Source organism: Chryseobacterium capnotolerans, from assembly GCF_021278965.1.
Lineage (GTDB): Bacteria > Bacteroidota > Bacteroidia > Flavobacteriales > Weeksellaceae > Chryseobacterium > Chryseobacterium capnotolerans.
Genome location: NZ_CP065589.1, coordinates 3732196 through 3756760 on the forward strand (window position 1 = coordinate 3732196; position 24565 = coordinate 3756760).

The 24565-nt window shown below is 37.1% G+C and carries 22 protein-coding genes, 3 pseudogenes and 1 riboswitch; of the genes and pseudogenes, 20 read left to right on the forward strand and 5 right to left on the reverse strand.

Annotation, left to right across the window (positions count from 1 at the left end):
• Positions 1 to 28 precede the first annotated feature (28 nt).
• A pseudogene (locus tag H5J24_RS17900) lies at positions 29 to 750 on the forward strand (glycine betaine ABC transporter substrate-binding protein).
• Between the two features lie 70 nt (positions 751 to 820).
• On the opposite strand, the gene H5J24_RS17905 reads toward H5J24_RS17900, so the two are convergent.
• The gene (locus tag H5J24_RS17905) at positions 821 to 1210 is read right to left on the reverse strand and encodes a winged helix-turn-helix transcriptional regulator (protein ID WP_068940114.1); all 390 of its coding nucleotides are present in this window, start codon (positions 1208 to 1210) and stop codon (positions 821 to 823) included.
• 91 nt (positions 1211 to 1301) lie between these two features.
• Here H5J24_RS17905 and H5J24_RS17910 point away from each other — a divergent pair, with 91 nt between their 5' ends.
• Complete coding sequence (locus H5J24_RS17910) at positions 1302 to 2294, forward strand: NADP-dependent oxidoreductase (RefSeq protein WP_068939559.1); 993 nt, start codon at positions 1302 to 1304, stop codon at positions 2292 to 2294.
• A 3-nt stretch (positions 2295 to 2297) separates the two neighbouring features.
• Positions 2298 to 2774 (forward strand): cupin domain-containing protein, encoded by a 477-nt coding sequence (locus tag H5J24_RS17915; RefSeq protein WP_068939561.1) that lies wholly within the window; start codon positions 2298 to 2300, stop codon positions 2772 to 2774.
• Between the two features lie 178 nt (positions 2775 to 2952).
• Here H5J24_RS17915 and H5J24_RS17920 read toward each other — a convergent pair whose 3' ends face one another.
• Positions 2953 to 3360 (reverse strand): thioredoxin family protein, encoded by a 408-nt coding sequence (locus tag H5J24_RS17920; RefSeq protein WP_228407563.1) that lies wholly within the window; start codon positions 3358 to 3360, stop codon positions 2953 to 2955.
• A gap of 50 nt (positions 3361 to 3410) precedes the next feature.
• A complete protein-coding gene (locus H5J24_RS17925; protein WP_185124641.1) occupies positions 3411 to 5480 on the reverse strand; it encodes a TonB-dependent receptor plug domain-containing protein in 2070 nt (689 codons plus the stop codon).
• A 122-nt stretch (positions 5481 to 5602) separates the two neighbouring features.
• Between H5J24_RS17925 and H5J24_RS17930 the strand changes: the two genes are divergently transcribed.
• From H5J24_RS17930 to H5J24_RS17970, 9 genes and pseudogenes are all read left to right on the forward strand, one after another.
• Complete coding sequence (locus H5J24_RS17930; RefSeq protein ID WP_068939565.1) at positions 5603 to 6754, forward strand: homogentisate 1,2-dioxygenase; 1152 nt, start codon at positions 5603 to 5605, stop codon at positions 6752 to 6754.
• Positions 6755 to 6938: 184 nt separating this feature from the next.
• Positions 6939 to 8450, forward strand: a complete 1512-nt coding sequence (gene scpC / locus H5J24_RS17935; protein WP_068939567.1) for a succinyl-CoA:acetate CoA-transferase ScpC — start codon at positions 6939 to 6941, stop codon at positions 8448 to 8450.
• Between the two features lie 219 nt (positions 8451 to 8669).
• Positions 8670 to 9943, forward strand: a pseudogene (locus tag H5J24_RS17940) (acetyl-CoA hydrolase/transferase family protein).
• A 138-nt stretch (positions 9944 to 10081) separates the two neighbouring features.
• Entirely contained in the window at positions 10082 to 10732 is a 651-nt protein-coding gene (locus tag H5J24_RS17945) for a hypothetical protein (protein ID WP_232815747.1), read from the forward strand.
• Positions 10733 to 11120: 388 nt separating this feature from the next.
• Positions 11121 to 12251, forward strand: coding sequence for a 4-hydroxyphenylpyruvate dioxygenase (hppD, locus tag H5J24_RS17950; RefSeq protein ID WP_068939570.1), 1131 nt, complete (start codon positions 11121 to 11123; stop codon positions 12249 to 12251).
• Between the two features lie 73 nt (positions 12252 to 12324).
• Entirely contained in the window at positions 12325 to 12786 is a 462-nt protein-coding gene (locus H5J24_RS17955) for a hypothetical protein (RefSeq protein WP_068939571.1), read from the forward strand.
• Positions 12787 to 12842: 56 nt separating this feature from the next.
• The gene (fahA, locus tag H5J24_RS17960) at positions 12843 to 14090 is read left to right on the forward strand and encodes a fumarylacetoacetase (protein ID WP_068939576.1); all 1248 of its coding nucleotides are present in this window, start codon (positions 12843 to 12845) and stop codon (positions 14088 to 14090) included.
• A 164-nt stretch (positions 14091 to 14254) separates the two neighbouring features.
• A complete protein-coding gene (locus H5J24_RS17965; protein ID WP_068940118.1) occupies positions 14255 to 15076 on the forward strand; it encodes a flavin reductase family protein in 822 nt (273 codons plus the stop codon).
• A 13-nt stretch (positions 15077 to 15089) separates the two neighbouring features.
• Positions 15090 to 15680: a hypothetical protein gene (locus H5J24_RS17970; RefSeq protein ID WP_232815748.1), complete on the forward strand. Its 591-nt coding sequence runs from the start codon at positions 15090 to 15092 to the stop codon at positions 15678 to 15680.
• 72 nt (positions 15681 to 15752) lie between these two features.
• On the opposite strand, the gene H5J24_RS17975 is transcribed toward H5J24_RS17970, so the two are convergent.
• A complete protein-coding gene (locus H5J24_RS17975; protein WP_068939580.1) occupies positions 15753 to 16268 on the reverse strand; it encodes an Ivy family c-type lysozyme inhibitor in 516 nt (171 codons plus the stop codon).
• A gap of 94 nt (positions 16269 to 16362) precedes the next feature.
• Positions 16363 to 17205: an alpha/beta hydrolase family protein gene (locus H5J24_RS17980; RefSeq protein WP_068939582.1), complete on the reverse strand. Its 843-nt coding sequence runs from the start codon at positions 17203 to 17205 to the stop codon at positions 16363 to 16365.
• A 71-nt stretch (positions 17206 to 17276) separates the two neighbouring features.
• Here H5J24_RS17980 and H5J24_RS17985 point away from each other — a divergent pair, with 71 nt between their 5' ends.
• The 8 genes and pseudogenes from H5J24_RS17985 to H5J24_RS18020 all read left to right on the forward strand — a co-directional run bounded on the left by H5J24_RS17985 (position 17277) and on the right by H5J24_RS18020 (position 24537).
• Positions 17277 to 18050, forward strand: coding sequence for a HipA family kinase (locus tag H5J24_RS17985; RefSeq protein ID WP_068939585.1), 774 nt, complete (start codon positions 17277 to 17279; stop codon positions 18048 to 18050).
• Positions 18037 to 18420, forward strand: a complete 384-nt coding sequence (locus H5J24_RS17990) for a DUF3037 domain-containing protein (RefSeq protein ID WP_068939587.1) — start codon at positions 18037 to 18039, stop codon at positions 18418 to 18420. Before H5J24_RS17985 ends, H5J24_RS17990 begins: the two co-directional genes overlap by 14 nt.
• 21 nt (positions 18421 to 18441) lie before the next feature.
• Positions 18442 to 19470, forward strand: coding sequence for an alpha/beta hydrolase (locus tag H5J24_RS17995; protein WP_068939589.1), 1029 nt, complete (start codon positions 18442 to 18444; stop codon positions 19468 to 19470).
• Between the two features lie 194 nt (positions 19471 to 19664).
• A complete protein-coding gene (locus H5J24_RS18000; RefSeq protein WP_185124642.1) occupies positions 19665 to 21506 on the forward strand; it encodes a carbon starvation CstA family protein in 1842 nt (613 codons plus the stop codon).
• A 59-nt stretch (positions 21507 to 21565) separates the two neighbouring features.
• Positions 21566 to 21658, forward strand: a riboswitch (TPP riboswitch).
• Between the two features lie 61 nt (positions 21659 to 21719).
• Positions 21720 to 22517: a hydroxyethylthiazole kinase gene (gene thiM, locus H5J24_RS18005; RefSeq protein WP_185124643.1), complete on the forward strand. Its 798-nt coding sequence runs from the start codon at positions 21720 to 21722 to the stop codon at positions 22515 to 22517.
• A gap of 53 nt (positions 22518 to 22570) precedes the next feature.
• Positions 22571 to 23148 (forward strand): annotated as a pseudogene (gene thiE, locus H5J24_RS18010) (thiamine phosphate synthase).
• Positions 23145 to 23978, forward strand: a complete 834-nt coding sequence (thiD, locus tag H5J24_RS18015) for a bifunctional hydroxymethylpyrimidine kinase/phosphomethylpyrimidine kinase (RefSeq protein WP_068939593.1) — start codon at positions 23145 to 23147, stop codon at positions 23976 to 23978. The pseudogene thiE and the gene thiD overlap by 4 nt, the downstream one beginning before the upstream one ends.
• Positions 23965 to 24537: a TenA family protein gene (locus tag H5J24_RS18020; protein ID WP_346729923.1), complete on the forward strand. Its 573-nt coding sequence runs from the start codon at positions 23965 to 23967 to the stop codon at positions 24535 to 24537. The genes thiD and H5J24_RS18020 overlap by 14 nt, the downstream gene beginning before the upstream one ends.
• Positions 24538 to 24565 lie beyond the last annotated feature (28 nt).

A 24565-nucleotide genomic window follows, 5' to 3' on the forward strand; every position in this document is an offset into this window, starting at 1 on the left:
GGTAGATGGCTGGGCTGAAGATGTAGCGATGACTCATGTTGCCAAAGCCATTCTGGACCAGCAGGGCTATCATGTCATTATTCAGAAAGCTTCTACAGATATGATTCTGGCTTCAATGAATAATGAAGATACCGACCTTTTATGGGAGTCTGGCTTCCTTACACCCACGCTAAAAAGCTGGCTAAATTTCCTGGATTAACACATCTTGGAACCAATTATGACAATGGCCGCATTGGATTGGTAGTCCCTGAATATGTTCCTATTCAGTCTATTGAAGACCTTAACCAACATCAGGAACAGTTCAATCACAGAATTATCGGGATTGAAAAAGGTGCAGGATTGACGACAGGAACAGATAAAGCGATTATTGATTATAAGCTTGATTACAAACAAATCAATTCCTCCACCATTGCCATGATCACCGAATTACAGAACGCTATACAGCGTAAACAATGGATTGTGGTAACAGGATGGCAGCCCCACTGGATGTTTGGTAAAATGAAACTTAAGTTTCTTGACGATCCTAAAAAAATATTTGGTGAAGCAGAACAGATCAAAACCTATGCGAGAAAAAGCTTTAGTACAGATCATCCGGAACTGGCAAAATTCTTTTCTAAACTCCATTTTGATGATGAAACGATGTCTGATCTTTTAATCCAAATGGAACACAGTAAAAATAAAGAAGCCACTGCACAAAAATGGGTGGAAGAACATGCTGAACTGGTCAATACCTGGTTAGATAAAAAATAATTCGACCAATCAGCTGTGATAATCAAAAATCCTCAACTCTATTGTAGTCTGAGGATTTTTTATTGCCTTTTTAAGATGCAGAAGAGTTCATCGATTTCTTGACCTTCTCCCTATGAAGCAACCCCCAGTTCACCAGTGTCTCTGTTACCGGAAGTACTGATTTTCCATATTCTGTAACCGCATAGGTAACCGTAATAGGTTTGGTATCCTGAATTGTTCTTGTAATCAGAAGGTTTGTTTCCAATTCTTTCAATTCCTTACTCAGCATTTTAGCAGAAATTCCGTCAATACCACGTTCAAGCTTTTTAAAATGAATCTGCTGATCCGTTCTGTTGGTCAGATAACGAAGGATCATCAATTTCCATTTTCCACCAAGAACATCCAGACTATCCCGCATAGCGAATAATTCCTCAGTACAGGTTGCTTCTCTTTCGGTTCCGTTTTCAATAATTTTTGCCATAATAGTTTCATCAAGGTAACTAGTAACCATTTGTTAACTAGTAGCAAATATAAACTATTCCCGTTTTACATTTGTACATCAAATTAACAATATGAAAGCGGTTATTTTAAATAAGAATTTTAAACTTGAAGACGGTTTTATTGAAAAACCTCAACCCAAAAATAATGAAGTATTAATTCATATCAAAGCCAGTGGTTTCAACCCGATCGATTACCAAATGTTGGAGAATGAACTGGAACGAAAATTAATCCGTTCACCCATTTTAGGGAGAGAATTATCAGGAATTGTTGTAGAAAAAGGAGCTGATGTCACTCAGTTTAACATCGGAGATGAAGTATTTTGTGGCAGCGGTTCTATGGGAAGCAATGGTACTTATGCCGAATATATTTCAGTTCCCGAAGCTATCGTTTCACTCAAACCTAAAAATATTTCCTTTGAACAGGCAGCTTCTATTCCATCAGCAGGATTGACTTCCTTGCAAATTTTTAAAAGACTGAAATTACAGCCGGAGCAAACTATTCTTATTACCGGTGCTGCCGGAGGAGTAGGTTCCTTTTTAATCAAAATTTTATTGGCTCATCATATAGACAACTTCATTGCTACTGTTGGTAGTGAGGAAAATAAAAAAATGCTTCTCAATCTGGGGGTAAAAAATCATCAGATTGTTAATTACAAAGAAGACAATCTTGTAGAAAATATATTAAAGGCTAACCAGCATCTGCCTTTTGATATTGGAATTGATCTGGTTGGAAATTATATGGCTGAAATCACAGCTGAGGTATTAAAAATCAATGGAACTTATGTAGATGTCACAGCTCTTGTCACCCAAAAAGCTCATGAACTTCTCTTCAACAAAGGAACTGTAATGATGAATATCTCTAACTATTCGTACAGCATGGTTAAGCAGTATGATTACTACAAAAACAGTCTGGACGAAATTGCACAACTTATTGAAAATAGCATCATCATTCCATCACAATATAAAATAATAGGCAATCTTTCTTTGGAAACTGTTCTGGAAGCACACTCTATCCTTAAAAACAATCAGACCCAAGGTCATAAACTTATCATGAAAAATTCATAACTAATGAACAAAATACCAAGACGCATCGTAACAGGAATTAAAGACGGAAAATCTATCATTATAGAAGATCAACAGGTTGAAAATGCAGTAGAACATTTCCCCGGGCTGATTATTTCAGACGTATGGAACACTCAGACAATGCCTGCAAGCTTAGGCTTTGAAACCCCAATTCCAAACACTGGTTTTCCGCAAACCCCTAAAAACGGAACCTATTTCCGATATGTGGTTGTTCCACCAGATAAAGATTTAGGATTTGAATTCAAAAAAGGAGAGCCTCATCCCATGATGCACCAGACTCCCACATTAGATTATATTATTATTCTTTCCGGCGAGCTTCATTTGATCATGGAAGAAGGAGAAACACTTTTAAAACCTGGAGACATCGTAATCCAACGAGGCACCAACCACGCATGGAGCAACAAGTCCGATGAGCCATGCATACAACTGGCTGTTTTAATAGACGCTGAGGTTATAAAGTAAAAATATTTCCCACGGATTTCACAAATTTCACAGATGAAAAAATATCTGTATAATCTGTAAGAGCTTTAATTTTTATTGGAAATTTCACAAGCGATAAAATAATGTACAAAATCCATGTTGCTATGTGGTTCAAAAAATTAAAACACATAGCAACATAGATTTTTAAACGTTTCTTATCCTATAAGGCGGAAATCTCCAACAATTTTTGTTTCATTTTTTCAGGAGTCAGTAATCCTTCCTGATAGTATACTAAATTCTGATTCTTATCCAGAAAAATCCACAACGGATATACAGGCTGTTCCTTATTTTTAGACAATGCCAAGGCTAATTCATGAATACCCGAATTTCCATTGGATAAGTACTCAAACTCTTTTCCTTGGAAACTGATTTTTTCCCTGGTTTTTTCAGCCTCAAAATGAATCAGGTAAAAGTGATCGTTCATTATTTCCACCAGATCTTTATCTTTATTCAAACGATAAGATTCTATTTTACAAACTGAGCACCAATCTGTATAAAGATGGATTACAACGGGCTTAGGAGATTCTTTTTGCAGATGCTCCAGCTCAGAAAAAGTCCCTGTCTTCATCTGAGACAAATAAAGACAGGGCACAAACATTAAAAATAAAGCAAAAGGTCTCATTTTAGTGTATATTTTACTCCCAGGAATCCTCTGATACGTTGCATTGGAGCATAGCCGTATGCTGTATCGAAAGTATAATGGTTTGGATTGCTGATGGGATCATCAGCATGTTTATCAAACGGGTCAAAAGGCCTCATCAGAGGATCTTTAGGAGTAAAGTTGAATAAATTTTTAATACCACAATAGACTTCAAATCCTGACTTAAAACTCTTTGAAACCTGAATATTAGCCAGCGAATAGAATGGAGAATACTCAGGACGGAAATCATTCGGTAAAACAGGAAGTCTCATTGGCCCATACAACTGTCCTGTAAAATCTATGGTCAGATTACTAGGAAATTTATAGGTCAGATTATAAGTTCCACTCCATTTTGGAGCGTGAAGCTGCTGCGTTTTTTCATTGGCATCATCGTATTTCTGATAGACATCAAGATACGTTACTCCCAAATTAACGCTTAATGGGAAGGCAAAACTGAAATCTACGTTCAAGGAAGCTCCTCTGGAAATTCCATATCCATGAAGGTTATCATATATAATTCTATTCGGATCAGAATCGAAATCACCAACAATTTTATTACTGAAATAGGTATAGAACGCAGATGCATCAAGGTTCACCATTCTTGTTCCTACAGGAATCTTCCAGATATAATTTAAATTTCCGTTCACAGATCTTTCAGGCTGCAAATCTGATTTCACTACCACTTCTCTGGAACCTGTCAATGCTGCATGATCCTCAGTAAAAAGATTAACTACTCTGAATCCTGTTCCGAAATTGAATCTTAGCGTATGATACGGGTTCGGGGAAAACTTCCAAGCAAATCTCGGGGAATGTACAGAATGATGTACCTTATCATAATCATAACGATAGCCTAACAACAAGGTATTTTTATCATTAATCTCCCATTGATCCTGAACAAACACTCCCCAAATCGGCGACTTCATCGGAGCATTCGTTACCCCATCTGATGCCAGTGTTCCTGGAGTATTGTCATCATAAAAAGTTCTTTTAAAAGTTACCCCTGCGGTAATATCATGTTTTCCGAAACTTCTGTCCCAATAGGTTTGCACAAAGGCTACTTTTTGCAAAGCATTGAAGGGATTAGCACCATAAAATGAATTCTGGTCATGATAATTATAAGAAAACTGAGTCACAACATGTTCTTTCATCGGCCATTCATACAACCCGAAAACCTCAGCTCTGTTGGTATAAATACTTTCCCCATACACTTCATCACTTCCACGGAAAGATTTATTCCACTGCATTTCACCCCCAAAACGGTCTTCATATAAATATCTCATCGCAAAACTAGCCTGCCTGTTATCTTTTCTTTTAAAATTCCATTTGTTAAAAATAGAAATCCTATCCTGTAAAGTAGAGTCTGTAAAATTGTCTTTGTTCTGATCTATCCTTTCTTTAAAGCTGAAATAATTTAAACTCAATAATGAAGCAACATTCTTTCCAAGGTTAAACTTGGTAGAAAGGTCAAGGTTATTCTCAGCCCAGGTACTCGTCATCATATCTACACTCAGTTTTGGAGCTGTCAAAGCATTTTTTGTAATAATATTAATAACCCCTCCCATTGCTTCAGAACCATAAATAGAAGACGCCGGGCCTTTGACTACTTCTATCCTGTCTACCAAACTGTTGGGAATACCACTTAATCCATACACCGTGGAAAGTGAGCTTACAATAGGCATTCCGTCTATCAGAATCATAGTATAGGGGCCTTCCAGACCGTTTATGTGAATATCTCCCGTATTACATACCGAGCAATTCAATTGTGGTTTTACCCCATTGACCATTGCGATGGCTTCAAAAATACTTGGAGTAGGATTTTTCTGAAAAAATTTCTGACTGTAGATTTCAACTGCCACAGGACTTTTTGACCTGCTCATCGGTTTTATGGTTCCGGTAACCACCACATCATCAATAGTACTTGTCTTAAACTCTTTTTTTGTAACCCTTGCGGAATCTGTTTTTATAGGTTGATTTAAACTTAAACTGTCTGTCTCCTGGGCAAAACAATACGAGGATAAAAAAGTAATAGAAAATAATATTCGCTTCATGAAATTAAAATTGTTAGGCAAATCTAACAATTATTTTTGAAATACAAAACTTGTCTGTAAATATTTGATTGAGCCAATTCATGAAAAATGATTAAATTTGAGAAACTACATATGAAAGTAAAATGAGATATCATCTATCGGGAAACATCCCACAAAAAAGGCATACAGTCTTTAAATCTCCGGAAGATAAATTTTACTATGAACAGCTTTTCGGAACCGAAGGCTTTCATGGGATCTCTTCTCTATTGTACCATATTCACCGCCCAACACAGATCAAATCAATCGGGGAGCCGAAAGATGTAACTCCGAAAATTGCGGTGGATAAAAATATTACGCCAAGAATGTTCAAAGGAATGAATGTAACTCCTGAGGATGATTTCATGGACAGCCGTAAGATCCTTTTGATGAATAACGACCTGAAAATGGGACTGGCCAAGCCAAGAAAATCAATGGATTATTTCTACAAAAATGCAGAATGTGACGAACTTTTATTCGTACATGAAGGAACCGGGGTTTTGAAAACATTTGTGGGCGATCTTGAATTTGTAACCGGCGATTATCTTATTATTCCGAGAGGAACTATTTATCAGGTGGAATTACAATCTGAAAATACAGTATTCTTCGTACTGGAAAGCCACTCTCCTATTTACACTCCGAAAAGATACAGAAATGAATTCGGGCAGTTATTGGAACATTCTCCGTTCTGCGAAAGAGACATTATTGCTCCAGTTTTCAAAGAACCTAAGGATGAAAAAGGAGAATTCTTAATTAAAGTAAAGAAAGAAAACCAGATCACAGACTTCATCTATGCAACACATCCGTTTGATGTAGTAGGCTGGGACGGATATTTTTATCCTTATAAATTTAATATCAAAAACTTTGAACCTATTACAGGAAGAATTCACCAACCGCCACCGGTTCACCAGAATTTTGAAGCCCATAACTTTGTAGTATGCTCATTCTGTGCAAGAATGTATGACTACCATCCACAGGCAATTCCAGCTCCTTATAATCATTCCAATATTGATTCTGATGAGGTCTTGTTCTATACAGAAGGTGATTTTATGAGCCGTAACCATATCGACTTAATGGACTTCACCCTTCATCCGGGAGGAATCGTTCATGGTCCTCATCCAGGAGCAATGGAAAGAAGTATCGGTAAAAAATTCACTGAAGAATATGCGGTAATGGTAGACCCTTTCCGTCCTTTAAAAATTACGGAAGAAGCTTTAAAAGTGGAAGATCCATCTTATAAAACTTCATGGTTAGAATAAAACAGAAAAAGGCCTTTCCTGTTATTGAGGAAAACTATTACTGAATACATACAAAAGCTGCTTTAAATCCTTTATTTAAAGCAGCTTTTTTCGTAAATTTGTAAGGTATGGTTCACATATACGGCCATCATTATTTTTCATATCGCATCCTAAGTAATGGTGGTTTAATAAAAATCAATATTACATGTTAGAAAGAATCAGATTAGAAAGTCTACACGAAAAGGTAACTACAGCTGAAAACGCTGTAAAAATGATTAAAGACGGGATGACCATCGGGTCAAGCGGCTTTACAAAAGCAGGTGACAGCAAAGCCATTTTGCCGGCACTCGCAGAAAGAGGAAAAACAGAAGACCTTAAAGTCACTTTAATGACCGGCGCTTCATTAGGTCATGGTACCGATGGTAAACTGGCTGAAGCGAATGTTTTAAAGAAAAGAATGCCCTTCCAGGTAGATCCTACTTTGAGAAACAAAATCAATAAAGGTGAAATTCTTTTCATCGACCAGCATTTAAGTGAAAGTGCTGAATTGCTTCACACCAAAAATCTCCAAAGCATTGACGTAGCTGTTATAGAAGCTGCTTATATTGAAAGAGACGGAAGTATTGTTCCTACCACTTCAGTAGGAAATTCAGTGACGTTTGCTGCTCTGGCTAAAAAAGTGATCATCGAAATCAATACAGAAGTCCCGGAAGAAGTGTACGGAATCCACGATATTTACCAGGCTGAAGATTATCCATACAGAAATGTTATTCCAATCGTTGCACCATGGAATAAAATTGGGAGAAAAAGTATTCCTGTAGATCCTAATAAAATTGAAGCCATTGTTTTTACTAACCTGAAAGACAGCCCTGCTGATATTGCAGAACCGGATGAGAAAACAACAGCCATCGCCAAACACCTTCTCGCCTTCTTTGAAAATGAAGTTCAGTTAGGACGTCTTACAGACAGATTATTACCACTTCAGGCAGGAATCGGAAAAGTAGCGAATGCTGTACTTACAGGATTTAAAGACAGTAATTTCTATGACTTAACGATGTTTTCAGAGGTTCTTCAGGACAGCACCTTTGATCTTATAGACTCTGGTAAATTAAGCTTTGCCTCTGCATCTTCTATTACCGTTTCAAAAGACTGCTATGAAAGAGTATTAGGAAATCTTTCAAAATATAAAGACAAATTTGTTCTAAGACCTCAGAATATATCCAATACACCAGGATTGATCAGAAGACTGGGAGTAATTGCCATCAATACAGCCATTGAATTTGATATTTATGGAAATGTAAACTCTACTCATATCGGCGGAACAAAAATCATGAACGGAATTGGTGGTTCCGGAGACTTTGCCAGAAATGCTTATTTAAGTATTTTTGTAACTCAGGCCGCTTCAAAAGGAAATAATATTTCCCATGTGCTTCCAATGGTTTCTCACACAGACCATACCGAACATGATGTTGACATTTTGGTTACCGATGTTGGATTAGCTGACTTAAGAGGATTAGCCCCAAGAGAAAGAGCTCAGAAAATTATTGATAACTGTGTTCATCCTGATTACAGAGAAGAGCTGCAATCTTATTTTGACAGAGCCTGTGAACGTGGAGGGCATACCCCTCACCTGCTGGAAGAAGCTTTCAGCTGGCATTTACGTTTCTCTGAAACCGGAAGCATGAAGCAGCAGATAGCAGCTGAAGTTTCCAATTAAGAATTTTACAATCCAATTAAACCTTATAGAAGGATCAGATGTTATGCATTTGGTCCTTTATTTTTTTTATTACATTTAGATGATTCATTAATATGATAAAAGTCTTTTAATCTCCTTTACAATATTTTAAATAAATAGAGATATAAAGATTATCTTTGAGAGAGGTTAGGCATTTATGAATAAGAATTAGTCAGGAATTTTATAATAAAAAGATAAAATATGAATAATTATATCAGCGCAGAAGAAGCTATATATACGATAAAAAGCGGTAACCGTGTTTTTTTTCACGGCAGCGCATGCACTCCGAATTATCTGATTGACGAACTGGCAAGACAGGCACACAGATTAGATAATGTAGAAATGGTTTCTATTACCCAGCAGGGAAACATAGAAATTGCAAAACCGGAGTATAAAGACAAATTTTTTATCAATTCCTTATTCGTATCTACACCGGTTCGTGAAGCTGTAAACTCAGATAGAGGGGACTTTGTTCCTGTATTTTTAAGTGAAATTCCAATCTTATTCAGAAAAAACATCCTACCGCTGGATGTTGCACTGATCACTGTTTCTCCACCTGACAAACATGGATTCTGTACATTGGGAACCTCAGTAGACATTGCAAGAGCAGCCGTAGATACAGCGAAAACTATTGTGGCAATGGTAAACCCAAGAATGCCAAGAACTCATGGAGACGGAATGATCCATATCAGCAGAATCCATAAACTGGTTTGGCATGAGGTAGAGCTTCATACTGTAGATTACAGTTCTAAAGTAGGCCCTGAAGAAATGCTGGTAGGGAAAAATGTAGCGGAACTTATCGAAGACCGTTCTACCCTGCAAATGGGGATCGGAACCATTCCTGATGCTGTTTTACAATGTCTGCATAACCATAAAGACCTTGGAATTCATACAGAAATGCTGAGTGATGGGGTCATAGACCTGATTCAGGATGATGTTATTAATAACAAATACAAAGGCTATAACGATAATAAAACCATTACAAGCTTCTGCTTCGGAACCAGAAAACTATATGATTATGTGGACGATAATACCGTTTTTGCTTTCAGAGATGTAAGTGAGGTGAACTTCCCCATCAATATCATGAAGAACAAAAAACTGGTAGCCATCAACTCTGCGATTGAAATTGATCTTACAGGACAAGTCTGTGCCGACTCTATCGGAACTTTACAATATAGCGGCATCGGCGGACAAATGGACTTTATGCGTGGAGCAGCATTAAGTGAAGATGGAAAACCCATTATTGCGATCACTGCAAGAACGAAAAAGGAGTGTCAAGGATTGTTCCTTTTCTGAAGCAAGGAGCAGGTGTAGTGACTACAAGAGGTCATATTCATTATGTGGTTACAGAATATGGTACGGCTTACCTATATGGTAAAAACCTTCGTCAGAGAGCACAGGAGCTCATTAGCATTGCCCATCCCGATGACAGAGAGATGCTTGAAAGAGCTGCTTTTGAAAGGTTTAAGCACTGATTATCAAATAATAACATATTTTAACTTTAATTTTTATTTAGAATTTAAAAATATATCTTTAACTTATACCAGCAAATCATAAAAATGCCTTAATATTCTGGCAGTATTTTTGATAAAATTCTTTTTAAAACGAGGAAATTGAAGACTATATATAATTCTATACGAGAAGAAGTTGTAAAGCATTCGAAGGTAAGGAATTCTGTTTTGGGGAATGTGAGTGAATGGAAGAGAAGCCATTATATTATTCTTTCCGAAATCATTAAAGATGAACTTTCTGAAGCTGAAGAACTTAAAGGGGGTAAAAAGTTTGAGATCGGGAATACGATTTCCCATGTTACCCTACAGCGTTTTTTTGAAAACGATTATCAGGATAAAACCCACAGCGATTTAAGATTCTTAAAAACCCTGGATAAAATATGCATTTTCCTGGGCTACAAAGACCTTAATGACTATATCCTTTCTGTAAGACATAAAAAGAAAGAATCTGATGGAACTGATGAACTGTCATTCATGACCAGGTTGGTATATGACTATTGTGCCAAGGCTTTTGAGTTCTGCAAAGAGTTTCCCAATCATAATACTGAACTTTTCAAGGATCTGGTATTTGATGATTCACCGTTTCTGGAAAGAATTTCACAGTTCAGCAAAGAGCTTTGTGAAAAAGACTTTCAACTGGTCACCAAGAATAACCGTTCCAACTATGAAGTTTTTGACATTCATGTAGTAACGGATGAACCCGAAAAAAAATACTGGAGACCCAGGAATTCTGGAATTTATTATTTAAAGTAGGAGAAACCGGTGAGGAACATTTTGTTAACCAGCTCAGTACCCAAATTTATTTCTTCAAAAAAATAGATGATACCTGGAAGATCTGGGACAATTATAATCCTGATGCCGGAATGCTCAACAGAAAGATAGAAACCACTGTATAACAATTAAAAATAAGAAAGCCGCAGAGATTATCTGCGGCTTTCATGTTCGAAATATTTTTTTCTCACTTGTTTTTTGTATTACAAATGTAGGCAGGTTATTTTAAACTTACGAAACTTAAATATACTTAAGTGAACACTTCTTGAACTTTATGTTAAATATCTTCAATGAATCGGCCGTAATATTTTCGCTATATCCAAGAATTTTGTAATTTGCATACCAATAAAATAAAAGTAAAAGAGAAAATATGTCAACACTTACATTTGCCGAGAAGATTGCTCAAGCAGAGAATTTCTTACCGATCAACGGTACAGATTATATTGAGTTTTATGTAGGAAATGCAAAACAGGCTGCCCATTATTACAAAACCGCTTTCGGTTTTCAGTCTGTAGCATATGCGGGTCCTGAAACAGGAGTAAGAGACCGCGCATCTTATGTGCTTCAACAAGGGAAAATCAGATTAGTGCTTACTACAGGACTTACTTCTGAATCTCCTATCAACGAACACGTAAAAAAACATGGTGACGGAGTAAAAATTTTGGCACTTTGGGTAGATGACGCGTATGCAGCATTCGAAGAAACAACTAAAAGAGGTGGAAAACCTTATTTAGAGCCAGTAACTTTAACTGATGAGCACGGTGAAGTAAAAATGTCCGGAATTTATACGTACGGAGAAACTGTTCACATGTTTGTAGAAAGAAAAAATTACAACGGAGCTTTCATGCCTGGGTATGAGAAATGGGAAAGTGACTACAAGCCTGAAGAAGCTGGTTTATTGTATGTAGACCACTGCGTAGGAAACGTAGACTGGAACAGAATGATCCCTACTGTAGAATGGTATGAAAAAGTAATGGGATTTGTAAACATCCTTTCTTTTGATGACAAACAGATCAATACAGAATATTCTGCATTGATGTCTAAAGTAATGTCCAACGGAAACGGATATGCGAAATTCCCTATTAACGAACCTGCAGAAGGTAAAAAGAAATCCCAGGTAGAAGAATATCTTGACTTCTATGAGGGAGAAGGGGTACAGCACATTGCTGTTGCTACCAAAGACATTATCCATACAGTAACTGAACTTAAAAAGCGCGGTGTAGAGTTCCTTTCAGCTCCACCAGAAGCTTATTATGATATGGTTCCTCAAAGAGTGGGTCATATTGATGAAGATCTTAAGAAACTTCAAGACTTAGGTATACTTATTGATCATGATGAAGAAGGATATCTATTACAGATCTTTACTAAGCCTGTAGAAGACCGTCCTACTCTATTCTTCGAAATTATTGAAAGACACGGTGCACAGAGTTTTGGAGCCGGGAACTTCAAAGCATTGTTCGAAGCATTAGAAAGAGAACAGGAAAGAAGAGGAAATCTTTAATTTTACAACCAAAAATATTTAGTTTTGTCAGGATGCAAGGTTCTGACAAAACTTTTTTATAAAACACAGCATAATGAGAAAACTTTTAATTGGAATTTTATTCTTTGGAGCCTTAGGTGTAAAAGCACAATATGGATCACTGAATGCAGTTCTGGACAGACTTGAAGCAAGAAGAGGTATCAATCAGAATCTTGAAAAGGTAGATATTGATAACAAAAAATTTGTCTTCATTAAAGATGAAGCCGATCATACGGAACGAGATTTTATTGTTATTAAAGGGAACAACGCCACCTATGTAGAAGTTTTTGATGATAAAGCCACCGGAGAAAGCAGTTCCAATGTTTTTACCGGCGATATTGTCAGAAAAAAGAACATCATTTCTTTACGGGCGGATGTGCTGGAAGGCAAAAAGATCCCTATGCCTGTTACAAAAACACTATTGCTTACCCAACAGGACAATATTCTCTATCTCATCGATGTCAATACCAGAGACCGATGGATTGATGAAACCTCTTACTCAAAAAAGGCAAAATAAACATTCGGGGGAAAGTTTCTCAGGATGATATTTTAATCTAACTAAAATCTAAACTTATGAAATCATTTGTAGACTATTCCTCAAATTCGGATTTTTCTATACACAATATTCCTTTCGGAGTGGCAGTATTCAACAAAGAATATATCGGATGCTGTACAAGAATCGGAGATCAGGTTATTGATCTTGCCACCCTTTATGATCTTGGCTATTTTGAAGACATTGAAGGCTTGGACGATAACGTTTTTGAAGCTTATACCATCAATGAATTTATTGAACTGGGTAAACCTGTTACCAATGCAGTTCGTACCAAAATCCAGGCATTATTACAGGAAGGGTCTGCTTTGTCAAAAGATCAAAAAACAATTGAAGAGGCTTTCTATGACCTTGATAAGGTAAAAATGATGATGCCTGTTCACATTCCAAACTATACAGACTTCTACAGCAGCATTGAGCATGCTACCAATGTAGGAAAAATGTTCCGTGATCCTGCGAATGCATTATTACCAAACTGGAAGCATTTACCGGTAGGTTATCATGGAAGAGCTTCCTCTATTGTTGTTTCCGGAACGGAAATTAATCGTCCGAAAGGGCAGACAAAACCTGCTGATGCTGACAAGCCTGTTTTCGGACCTTGTAAGCAGTTAGATTTTGAACTGGAAATGGCTTTCATCATCAACAAAAATACAGAGATGGGAGAAAGTATTTCCATTAAAGATGCTGAAGATGCGATCTTCGGAATGGTTGTATTCAACGACTGGTCTGCAAGAGACATCCAGGCATGGGAATATGTTCCACTAGGACCATTCCTTGCAAAAAACTTCGGTTCATCTATTTCTCCATGGGTAGTTACCCTTGAAGCGTTGGAACCATTCAGAACAGCTTCTCCTACACAGGACCCTGAAGTTTTAGATTATTTGAAATTTGAAGGAGACAAAAACTACGATATCAACCTTGAAGTATATATTCAACCTGAAAACGGAGAACAAAACCTGATCTGCGAAAGCAACTATAAACACATGTACTGGAATATGACCCAACAACTGGCTCATCACACCGTAAATGGGTGTAATGTAGAAGTTGGTGATATGTACGCAAGTGGAACGATTTCAGGAAGTGATCCAAAATCTTTCGGTTCTATGCTTGAGCTAACATGGAGAGGCCAAAATCCTTTATCATTAAGCAACGGTGAAGAAAGAAAATTCATTGAAGATAACGATACCGTTACCATGAAGGCCTGGGCTGAAAAAGATGGTGTGAGAGTAGGTTTCGGTGAAGTTTCAGGGAAAATTATCCCAACACTTTAGAAATAAGATATAACCATTATATGCTTCGACTTCGCTCAGCATGGCATCGCTAGAAATATGCTGTAAAACAGTTAGTATTAAATATGTCAAGCTGAACGGAGTCGAAGCTTATTTTTAATATAATTTGAACACTTAAGCTCAATCAAGTGTTAAAAAGAAAAAATATGAAAACAGTAATTCCATCCGAAATAACCTCCGTACAGCTTCAGACCATTATGCAGACAGCGGTTTCACCACGTCCTATTGCATTGGCTTCTACGGTGGATAAAGACGGTAATCATAACTTATCCCCATTCAGTTTTTTCAATATGTTCAGTACGGTTCCTCCGATTCTGATCTTTTCACCATCGAGAAGAGTGCGTGACAATACCACCAAACACACCCTTGAAAATGTATTGGAAGTACCGGAAGTGGTCATTGGAACTGTAAATTTTCCGATTGTACAACAGATTTCTTTGGCTTCTACAGAATACGAAACAGGAGTGAATGAATTTATAAAATCCGGATTGACTATGAAAGATGCCGATCTGGTAAAACCCAAACTGATTGAAGAATGCCCTGTAAATTTTGAATGCAAAGTTTTAGAGGTAAAATCTTTAGGCGATCAGGGGGGAGCAGGAAATCTTGTCATCTGTGAAGTTCAGAAGATTCATATCAGAGAAGAATACCTGAATGAAGCTGGAAATCTGGATCAGGAAAAATTGGATATGGTAGCCCGCCTAGGCAGCAACTGGTATTCCAGAAGTAACGAAAACAGCCTTTTTGAAGTCCCTAAACCCTTAGTAACAAAAGGAATTGGTTTTGATCTTTTACCTGATGCAATCAAATACAGTAAAATATTTACAGGAAATGATTTGGGAATGCTGGCTAATGTTGAAGTATTACCTTCCGGAGAATATTATTCAGAAACGGCTATTCATCTGGATGCCCAAAAGTTATTACTGGAAAGTAAAATTGAAGAAGCCTGGAAGATTTTAATTAAATAATCTGAATGCATTCATGAAAAAATATATTTTCTTCTTTTGTCTGGCTGTTATTTTACAATCTTGTGTTTATTATCCTATTAAGAAAGATTATGGGGTTTACAGTAAATCATTAGTGTTTTCGAAAGATAAAAAGTGGCTGATTAACAACATCAAAACAGGTGTAGAATCTTACCACCGAGAAATGATGAATAAAGAAGTAATGCATCTATTTCAGGAATTAAGCAATGGCAATGCTTATGATTTTAGAACAGCAAAAGCAGAAAATATAATTCAAAACAGTATTTCTTTTGAGCCTGAAATGGAAGATCTTGAGATTTTGAAAGATAATTCTGATTTTAATTTTCTGGTTAATATTTATACCATGAAGGTCCGCAGCAGTTTAGACCATTCTATGGGTGAACTGGATGATTATAAAAAGAATGAAACTTTTGCAATGATGGATGTTTATGATATTAAAGCAATGAAAAAAATATACTCATTGAAAGCGTCTTCTGAATTTTCTCTTGAAAAAGGTGAAAAAGCAACTGTTTTCACTCCCACAAGTGAGATGATGACGATGAAAAACTTCAGAAGCCTTTTGAAATCAATAAAAAGAATGCTGTAAAAGCCTAAGATATTCAATAAAAAAAGGAGTGAAAATTTTCACTCCTTTTTTGCTGCAACGAACACTAAATAATTATTTAGTATCCAATGTTTTTGAAATGGTAATTTTACCCTTTTCTGCAAACTCAGTTGCCTTACCGTTTTTATCGATGGAAACATTGAGGTTATCATTCTTGGAATCATAGTAAACGAAAGTAGCATATCCAGGGCAATCATGTTGTTTACATCCATGCAGTTTATAGATCCCACCTTCTGATACGATAGGACTTTCTACGTTGAAATTTTTTATCATTTCATCATAATCTTTTCCTACCAATTTTTTCAATCTTTCAGTTAAATTCTTGTCTTCGAATAATTTGACATCATGAGGATACTTTCCATCATTTTTGGTAATAATTTCAACCGCAGCAGTCTTTGAAGGAGCTGCAACCGATGCTGAATCGGTCTTTGGTGCCACAACTGAATCTTTTGGTTGTACCGTAGCTAAGGAGTCTGTGCTTACAGAAGATTCTGTTTTAGCTTCTTTTTTACAAGAAACAACAGTTCCTGCTAATGTTAGCGCTAATGCGCCCATAATAACTTTTTTCATAATGATATTTAGTATGTGATTACTATATTACAACGTGATTTCTTCTCGTTTTATTTTTTAATCTCACTCGTTGAAATTCCATAATAATGATTTTCTATTTTAGATTTTGGGTCAAAAAATCAATGCACTTTTCCGTTACAGAATTCAGATCCTTGGGAAGATCAGAGTCTGTCCAAGGTTCTTTGGCTCCAAAAGTGTGGTTCCCATTTTCGATAAGAAAAAGTTCTGAATTTGGATTCAAAATATGAAGATGCTCAGCATGTTTTACGTCTACAGCTTCATCATGCGTTCCATGAATGATAAGCATATACGCTTTAGCCATTTCAGCAGCCCGTTCTACATCAAAACGGTGTACATTCTTTTCGTAATCTTCATAAAACTGATAGTAATGAGGCATTTCCTGTTTGGTACGTCCATTTAAAGCATAGTATACACCTTCCTTTTTCCAGTTTTCAAACAACTCACCTTGTGGAAAACGATCTAAGGTATCTACACTAGCCAGCGTAATCAACCCATTGATTCTCTCATCCTCAAAAGTTTTAACAATAGAAATCCCTCCTCCCCTGCTATGTCCAATCAAAATAATCTTTTCCTCATCTACATTCGAATCCTGAATAAAATGATCAATAACAACTCCAAGATCAGATAATTCTTTAGAATAATTATTATTCCCAAAAGCTTCCAAATCAGCAAAATTCTCAGGATCATCTACCGTAGTTCCATTATGAGAAAAATTAAACTTTACAAAGAAGAAACCTGCTTCTGCAAACTTTTCAGCCATCAAATCCCAGGCTCCCCAATCTTTATAGCCTTTATACCCATGGACAAAGATGACCAAAGGACGTTTATTTTCAGTATCACTATAAAAACTATCTGCAAGAAAGTTCCTCGTTTCCGGGTTTCCCAGTGATATATCTTTTTTAATAATCAGCTTCATACAACAAATACAATTTATTTTAATTGAAATTTATGAAAAAAACTATTAAAAAATAAGCTTAATTTTGCTTCATGCAGAATTTAAGAACAGTAACCGTGATGCGTTACATTCTGCCATTGAGAGAAGGAGGTTCGCTTCCTGCTCTGGCAGAAGCTGATGATGATTTTAAATATGTCTTAAAATTCCGTGGCGCCGGTCATGGAGTTAAGATGCTGATCTCTGAGTTTATAGGCGGAAGGATTACGGAAGCTTTAGGATTAAAGATTCCTGAACTGGTTTTTATTAATCTTGATGCTGATTTTGGAAGAACGGAAGCGGATGAAGAAATACAGGATTTATTAAAATCTTCCGAGGGATTAAATCTCGGATTACATTATTTATCAGGCTCTATCACTTATGATCCGAGTGTAAAAATTGATCCGCTTTTAGCTTCAAAGGTGGTATGGCTGGATGCTTTTATTACTAATATTGACCGTACCTTTAAAAACACGAATATGCTGATGTGGCATAAGGAACTTTGGATCATTGATAATGGAGCTTCGTTCTATTTCCATCATTCATGGCAAAATTTTGATGCGGCGGCAAAAACACCTTTCAAATATGTAAAAGACCATGTTCTTCTCCCTAAAGCCCATAAGCTGGATGAGGCAGATAAGTTTGCTCATGAAGTACTGAATGAAACTCTTTTCAGAGATATTGTGAATGCTATTCCTGAAGACTGGTTACACTGGAATGATGCGGATGAAACCCCTGAAGAGATCCGTGAAATTTATTTTCAGTTCATGAAGACCCGATTAGAAAATTCTCAAATCTTTTTAAATGAAGCTAAAAATGCAAGAGGATAAAATATATGAATATGCGGTAATACGCTTAGTACCAAAAGTTGAGAGAGAAGAATTTTTCAATGTCGGACTGGTTATGTTTTCCAAAAAGGAAAAATTTATCCGAATAGAATTCTATTTATGTCCTGATAAATTCAAGCTGATGCACAGCAAACTGGATTATGATGATGTCATTCAAAACCTCGAAAGCTTCCAGAAAATAGCCAATGGTGACAAAGAAGGCGGCCCCATTGCTCTGCTTGATATTCCTGAGCGTTTCCGCTGGCTGACTGCTGTGAGAAGTGCCGTTGTACAAACTTCCAGACCTCATCCCGGAAAATCTAAGGATCTGAATTCTACTTTTGGTAAACTTTTTGAGGAGTTAGTAAAATAAGATTCCCTCAAAAAAAATAGTATGAAATTATTTAACTACATATCAATGAACAGGTTTTTTACAAGCCTGTTTTTTATTTTATTTCTAAGTTCTTCTCAGATCACTTTTTCACAGTCATTTTCACAATCCCCTGAAAAAGTTAACCGGGTAAAAAGTACGCTTCTACCGGATATAGCAATGGTTTCTGAGAATATTGTCTACAAAACAGGTAAAAAGGGAGATTCCCTTGCCTTGGATTTGTATACACCTAAGAGTTTTTCGGGTAAACTTCCTGTCGTAATCTATGTTCATGGAGGTGGATGGATAGAAGGCAGTAAGGCCGTTTACGCTGATAATTATCTTGAAACAGCGGTTGCCAAACTCATGGAAAAGCAATATGCAGTGATCAGTATCAATTATACCCTTCTAAATGACAACACCCACTTCCCACTTCCATTAGAAGATACCAAGGATGCTGTACGATGGGTAAGAAAAAATGCTGAAAAATATAACTTTGATACCAGCAATATCGGTCTGTTTGGAGCATCAGCCGGGGCGCATCTTTCTTTAGTAGCAGCTTATACTCCTGATGATATGTTCAAAGGAAGTCCTGAGCTTTCCTCTTATTCGGCAAAAGTAAATTATGTGGTTGATCATTACGGACCTGTTGATCTTAACAAACTTTTCCATACCAGATTGGGAACAATTCCGGTAGCTATGGTGGGAATGATCTCAAAAAAGATTGTTAGCTTACAACAAGGCCTGGTAAAAGGTATCTCAGGATATGATTTAAAAAAAGATCAGGACAGAGCCATTGACTATCTAAAAACCATCTCGCCTGCAACCTATACTAAAGCTGGTGTTCCAACCTTAATTGTCCAGGGGAACAAAGATAAAATCGTTCCTTTAAGCCAATCTAAAAAATTATACAGAAAACTTAAACGTGCAAAAGTAGAAACATCTCTAATTATCATTGATAATGGTGTGCATAGTTTTTCTACAACTGATAAAGCGGCCCTTGATCAAATGGTTGATCAGATGGTTGATTTTATTATCTCCCAAAAGAAATAATATACATTTTCTAAGATTGAACAAATACAAATAACTATAAATAAAATACTTAAACTAATATAAAATAACAAATATGCTAGATTGATATACATATTCATATTTTTTACCTGAAAAATAATTACCTTGGCTATTGTTTAAATTATTTACAATAAAACAATATTTTAATTATTTATTCATTAAAAAAAATAAGCAATATGGATTCGTTAAATAATATCAATGCGCTTACCCTCATATTTGCCTCTGTTCTTATTTTCGCAATAGCTTACCGCTTCTATGGTATTTTTATTGCCAATAAAGTTCTCAGACTTAATGATCAAAATATGACTCCCGCTGTAGAATTTGCAGACGGTAAAGATTATGTAGCGACTAACAAAAATGTACTCTTTGGACATCATTTTGCAGCTATTGCAGCGGCTGGACCATTGGTGGGACCTGTTCTCGCTGCACAGTTCGGATATCTTCCCGGCGCGCTATGGATTCTGATAGGCTGTGTACTGGGAGGTGGAGTTCATGATATGGTTGTCCTTTTTGCTTCCGTGAGACACAAAGGACAAAGCCTTGCTACTATTGCATCAAAAGAAATTGGGAAAGCAACAGGAACAGTAGCAGGTTTTGCGATCCTATTTATCCTGGTTCTGACGCTGGCTGGGCTATCTCTGGCATGCATCAATGCAATGCATGAAGCTTCATGGTCTCTTTTTACCGTAGTGATTACCATGCCTATTGCCATCATTATGGGACTGATTATGCGTTATAAAAAGAACAGTGTTCTGTTTGCAAGTATCTTAGGCGGTATTCTGTTGATTGCCGGAATTATCGGAGGTCATGGGCTGATGCAGAATCCAACTATGAATAATTTATTCTCATGGAATATTAAAACAATTTCCATCGCCATTCCTTTATATGGCTTTATTGCTTCTGTATTACCAGTATGGCTTCTTTTAGTTCCAAGGGATTACCTTTCCACTTATTTGAAAATAGGAACTATTATTATGCTGGCTATCGGGGTAATTGTTATACATCCTACTGTACAGATGCCTGCTATCACAGCTTTTGTAAATGGTGGAGGTCCCATTATAGGAGGACCGGTACTTCCTTTTATTTTTATTGTCATTGCCTGTGGAGCGATTTCCGGATTCCATGCTGTGATTGCTACGGGGACTACTCCAAAAATGCTGAATAAAGAAAGAGAAATTCTTTTTGTAGGCTACGGGGCCATGCTTGTAGAAGGTTTTGTAGCGTTAATGGCACTTATTGCAGCCTGTACATTGATGCCGGGAGATTATTTTGCCATCAATACCCCCAAGGAGGCTTATGATTCATTCCTTGCCACTCATCCTTCTCTACACGGCGTAGATATAGATTATTACTCTCAAAAAATAGGAATTGACCTCTATGGCAGAACAGGAGGTGCCGTATCTCTTGCGGTGGGGATGGCGCATATCTTCAATAAAATCCCATATATGGATCAGCTGACGGCCTATTGGTATAATTTCGCGATTATGTTTGAGGCTGTGTTTATCCTTACTGCAATTGATGCAGGAACAAGGGTGGGACGTTTCTTTCTACAGGAAATGCTGGGATCCGTAGTTCCAAAATTTAATGATAAAAACTGGATTCCCGGAATCATTATCAGCAGTCTTCTTTTCACTTTTGCCTGGGGATATCTGGTGTATACAGGTAACGTAAACAGTATCTGGCCGTTATTCGGAATCAGTAATCAACTATTGGCAGCCTGTGGACTTATTGTCTGCACAACGATGCTGATAAGAATGAACAGGGGAAAATATGCATTATGTTCAGCTATTCCCGGCGTGTTTATGGCCATTATTACATTCTGGGCCGGTTATATTCAGGTAACTTCTATTTATATTCCCAAAGGACAGTATTTGCTTGCTGCATTAGCGGCGACAGCAATGGTCCTTATGCTTATTGTATTTATAGGAGCCTTTAGAAAATGGTATCAGTTACTGCAAATTAACAAAACAGAAATTGATCATTATGGAGAACCGGTGAAAGAGCTGGTAGAGAGATAATATACTTTCTACAAAATCTGTTAAAGGTTTTTGCTTCCTCTTATAATTTTTATACATTTGTTTTGCTTTAGGGGTATTCTGAAAAGAATTGAGAGAGTCCCTTTGAACCTGATACGGCTTATACCGACGTAGGGAAAAGCAAAATGACATGATTTCTTGATGTCTTTTGTTTCGGATTTTTTCCTAAAGCTATTTTTATTTTTAATCATAACAATGGAAAAAAATCTTTGGGAACAAGTTCAACTTGTACGACAAAAGTCTCCCCTTGTTCATAATATAACCAACTATGTGGTCATGAACAATACAGCCAATGCACTTTTGGCTGCAGGAGCTTCTCCGATTATGGCACACGCCCACTCTGAAATCAAAGACATGATCAATATAGCCCATTCGGTAGTTATTAATATTGGTACTCTCGATGAATACTGGGCTGAATCTATGCTTATAGCTGCTGAAACTGCTGAAACTTACCATAAACCATGGATACTTGATCCGGTAGGTGCAGGAGCGACTCCTTTTCGCGATCAGATATTGCATCAGCTGTTACAATTCCATCCTACAGTAATAAGAGGTAATGCTTCTGAGATTATCGCACTCGCTAAAACCAATACAACAGCAACCAAAGGTGTAGACAGCACCGCAGCAAGTAATGATGCTGTTTATGCCGCACAAATCCTGGTTAATCAATACAACACGATTGTATGTATTTCGGGCGAAACAGATATTATTCTGAGCCAAGATCAATCTATACAGATCAAAAACGGACATCCTCTCATGACCAAAGTAACAGGCCTGGGATGTTCTGCAACGGCATTAATCGGAGCATTTATGGGGATTACAGAAGATAAGGTAACGGGTACTGCCGCTGCAATGTCATTATTGGGAATAGCAGGCGAACTGGCTGTTCGTGAGAGTAAAGGTCCGGGCAGTCTTCAGCTTCATTTGATTGATAAACTCTACAACATTACGGAAGAAGAATTTACCAGCCATTTAAAAATTGAAAAATCATGAGTATAAATACTTTTCCTTACTCATTATATCTGGTAATTTCTGAAGCAGATTGTATGGGGAAAAACTTTCTGGAAGTTGCAGAACAGGCGATCTTAGGAGGAGTGGACATGATACAGCTTCGTGAAAAAAAGACAGCACTGAGGTATTCCTTCAAAAGGCCCTACAGCTTATAGAAATTACAGATAAATATGGCATTCCTCTTATCATCAACGATAATATTACCGTTACTGAAAAACTAAATCCAGCGGGAATACATGTTGGAAACAGCGATGCAACTCCTCAAGATTTAAGACAACGGCCTTTGATCGGGAATAAAATAATTGGCTATTCAATAGAACACCTGGATCAGCTTTACAACGAACAAACTACAGTTGCTGACTACCTGGGAATAAGCCCTGTTTTCAAAACAAAAACTAAAACAGATACTGTTAAAGAATGGGGATTGGAAGGCATTACTCAAATCAGGCAGATTACGAAAAAGCCTTTGGTCGCAATAGGAAATATTCACCTTGAAAACGCTAGAGCTGTCATCAGCGCCGGAGCAGACTGTCTTGCTGTAGTTTCTGCTATATGCAGTGCTGCCGATCCTCAAAAAGCAGCATATGAATTAAAAAATGAAATTGTAAAATGAAAAAATACAAATACCCTTCAGTATTAACTATTGCAGGTTTCGACGGAAGCGGCGGTGCCGGCATTCAGGCTGATATTAAAACAGCTTCTGCTTTAGGCTGTTTTTCAACATCAGTGTTAACGGCTTTGCCTGTACAAAATACACAAGGAGTACGAAAAATATATCCTATTCCTGTAGAAGCTGTTGCTGATCAAATAAAAGCAATTCTGGACGACATTGTTCCTGATGCTATAAAAATAGGAATGGTTCATACGCCTCAACTTGTAGAGACCATTGTTTCCACATTAGCAGTATACCCTAAAATACCTATTGTCTTTGACCCTGTAATGGTTGCTACCAGTGGACACCGTTTAATTGAAGATGAAACCATCACAGCACTCACTACATCACTTTTTCCCATTGCAGATGTCATCACTCCCAATATGGATGAAGCTTCCATTTTAGCTGATATGAAAGTAGAAACGCTGGAAGATTTATACACTGCCGGAAAAAAGATCAAAAAACTGGGTTGTAAAACAATTCTCCTTAAAGGCGGTCATCAGGAAACCTCAACCATTACCTCCCTCTTCTATGATGAACACGAGAATTTTCATTCTTTTGAAACAATAAAATTGAATACCAATAATACCCACGGTTCAGGCTGTACACTTTCATCTGCCATTGCTTCCTATATTGCTCACGGCAAATCACTTTATGAAGCAGTTTCTCTGGGACAGCAATATATCTACCAAGCCATAGAAAACGGAATAGATGTGCAGACAGGTCATGGAAACGGACCGTTGAACCACTTTTTTAATCCTCAAAAACTTATCAAAAATGAAATGGAGTGAATCAACCTGGAATGATATACAAGAATGCTATCAGTCTATCCTGAATATGCCTTTTATCAAAGAATTATCAGCGGGCAGCTTACCACAGGAAAAATTCCGTTTTTATATGGCTCAGGATTCTTTATATCTGGAACACTTTGGAAGAACACTTTCCCTTATTGCAGCAAAGATCCCTGATCTTCAGGATGTACTTACTTTTATGCGTTTTGCAGAAAATACGATCGTTGTAGAAAATGCTCTGCATGAATCATACTTCAAAGACTTTGGGGTGACTGATAAAGGAATTTTACAACCGGTATGCCATCATTACATTCACTTTCTGAGAAGTACTGCAGCTCTGGAATCGGTGGAAATTGCTGTTGCTGCTGTCCTCCCTTGTTTCTGGATTTACCGTGAAGTTGGAAATTATATTTACGAGATTCAAAATACGGTGAACAACCCGTATGAAAAATGGATTGCCACGTATGCCGGAGAAGAATTTTCAATAGCAGTGGATGAAGCCATTGCCATCTGCAATAAAATAGCTGAAAATAGTACCGAAGAAACCAGAAAAAAATGACAGAAGCCTTTATCACGGCATCAAGAAT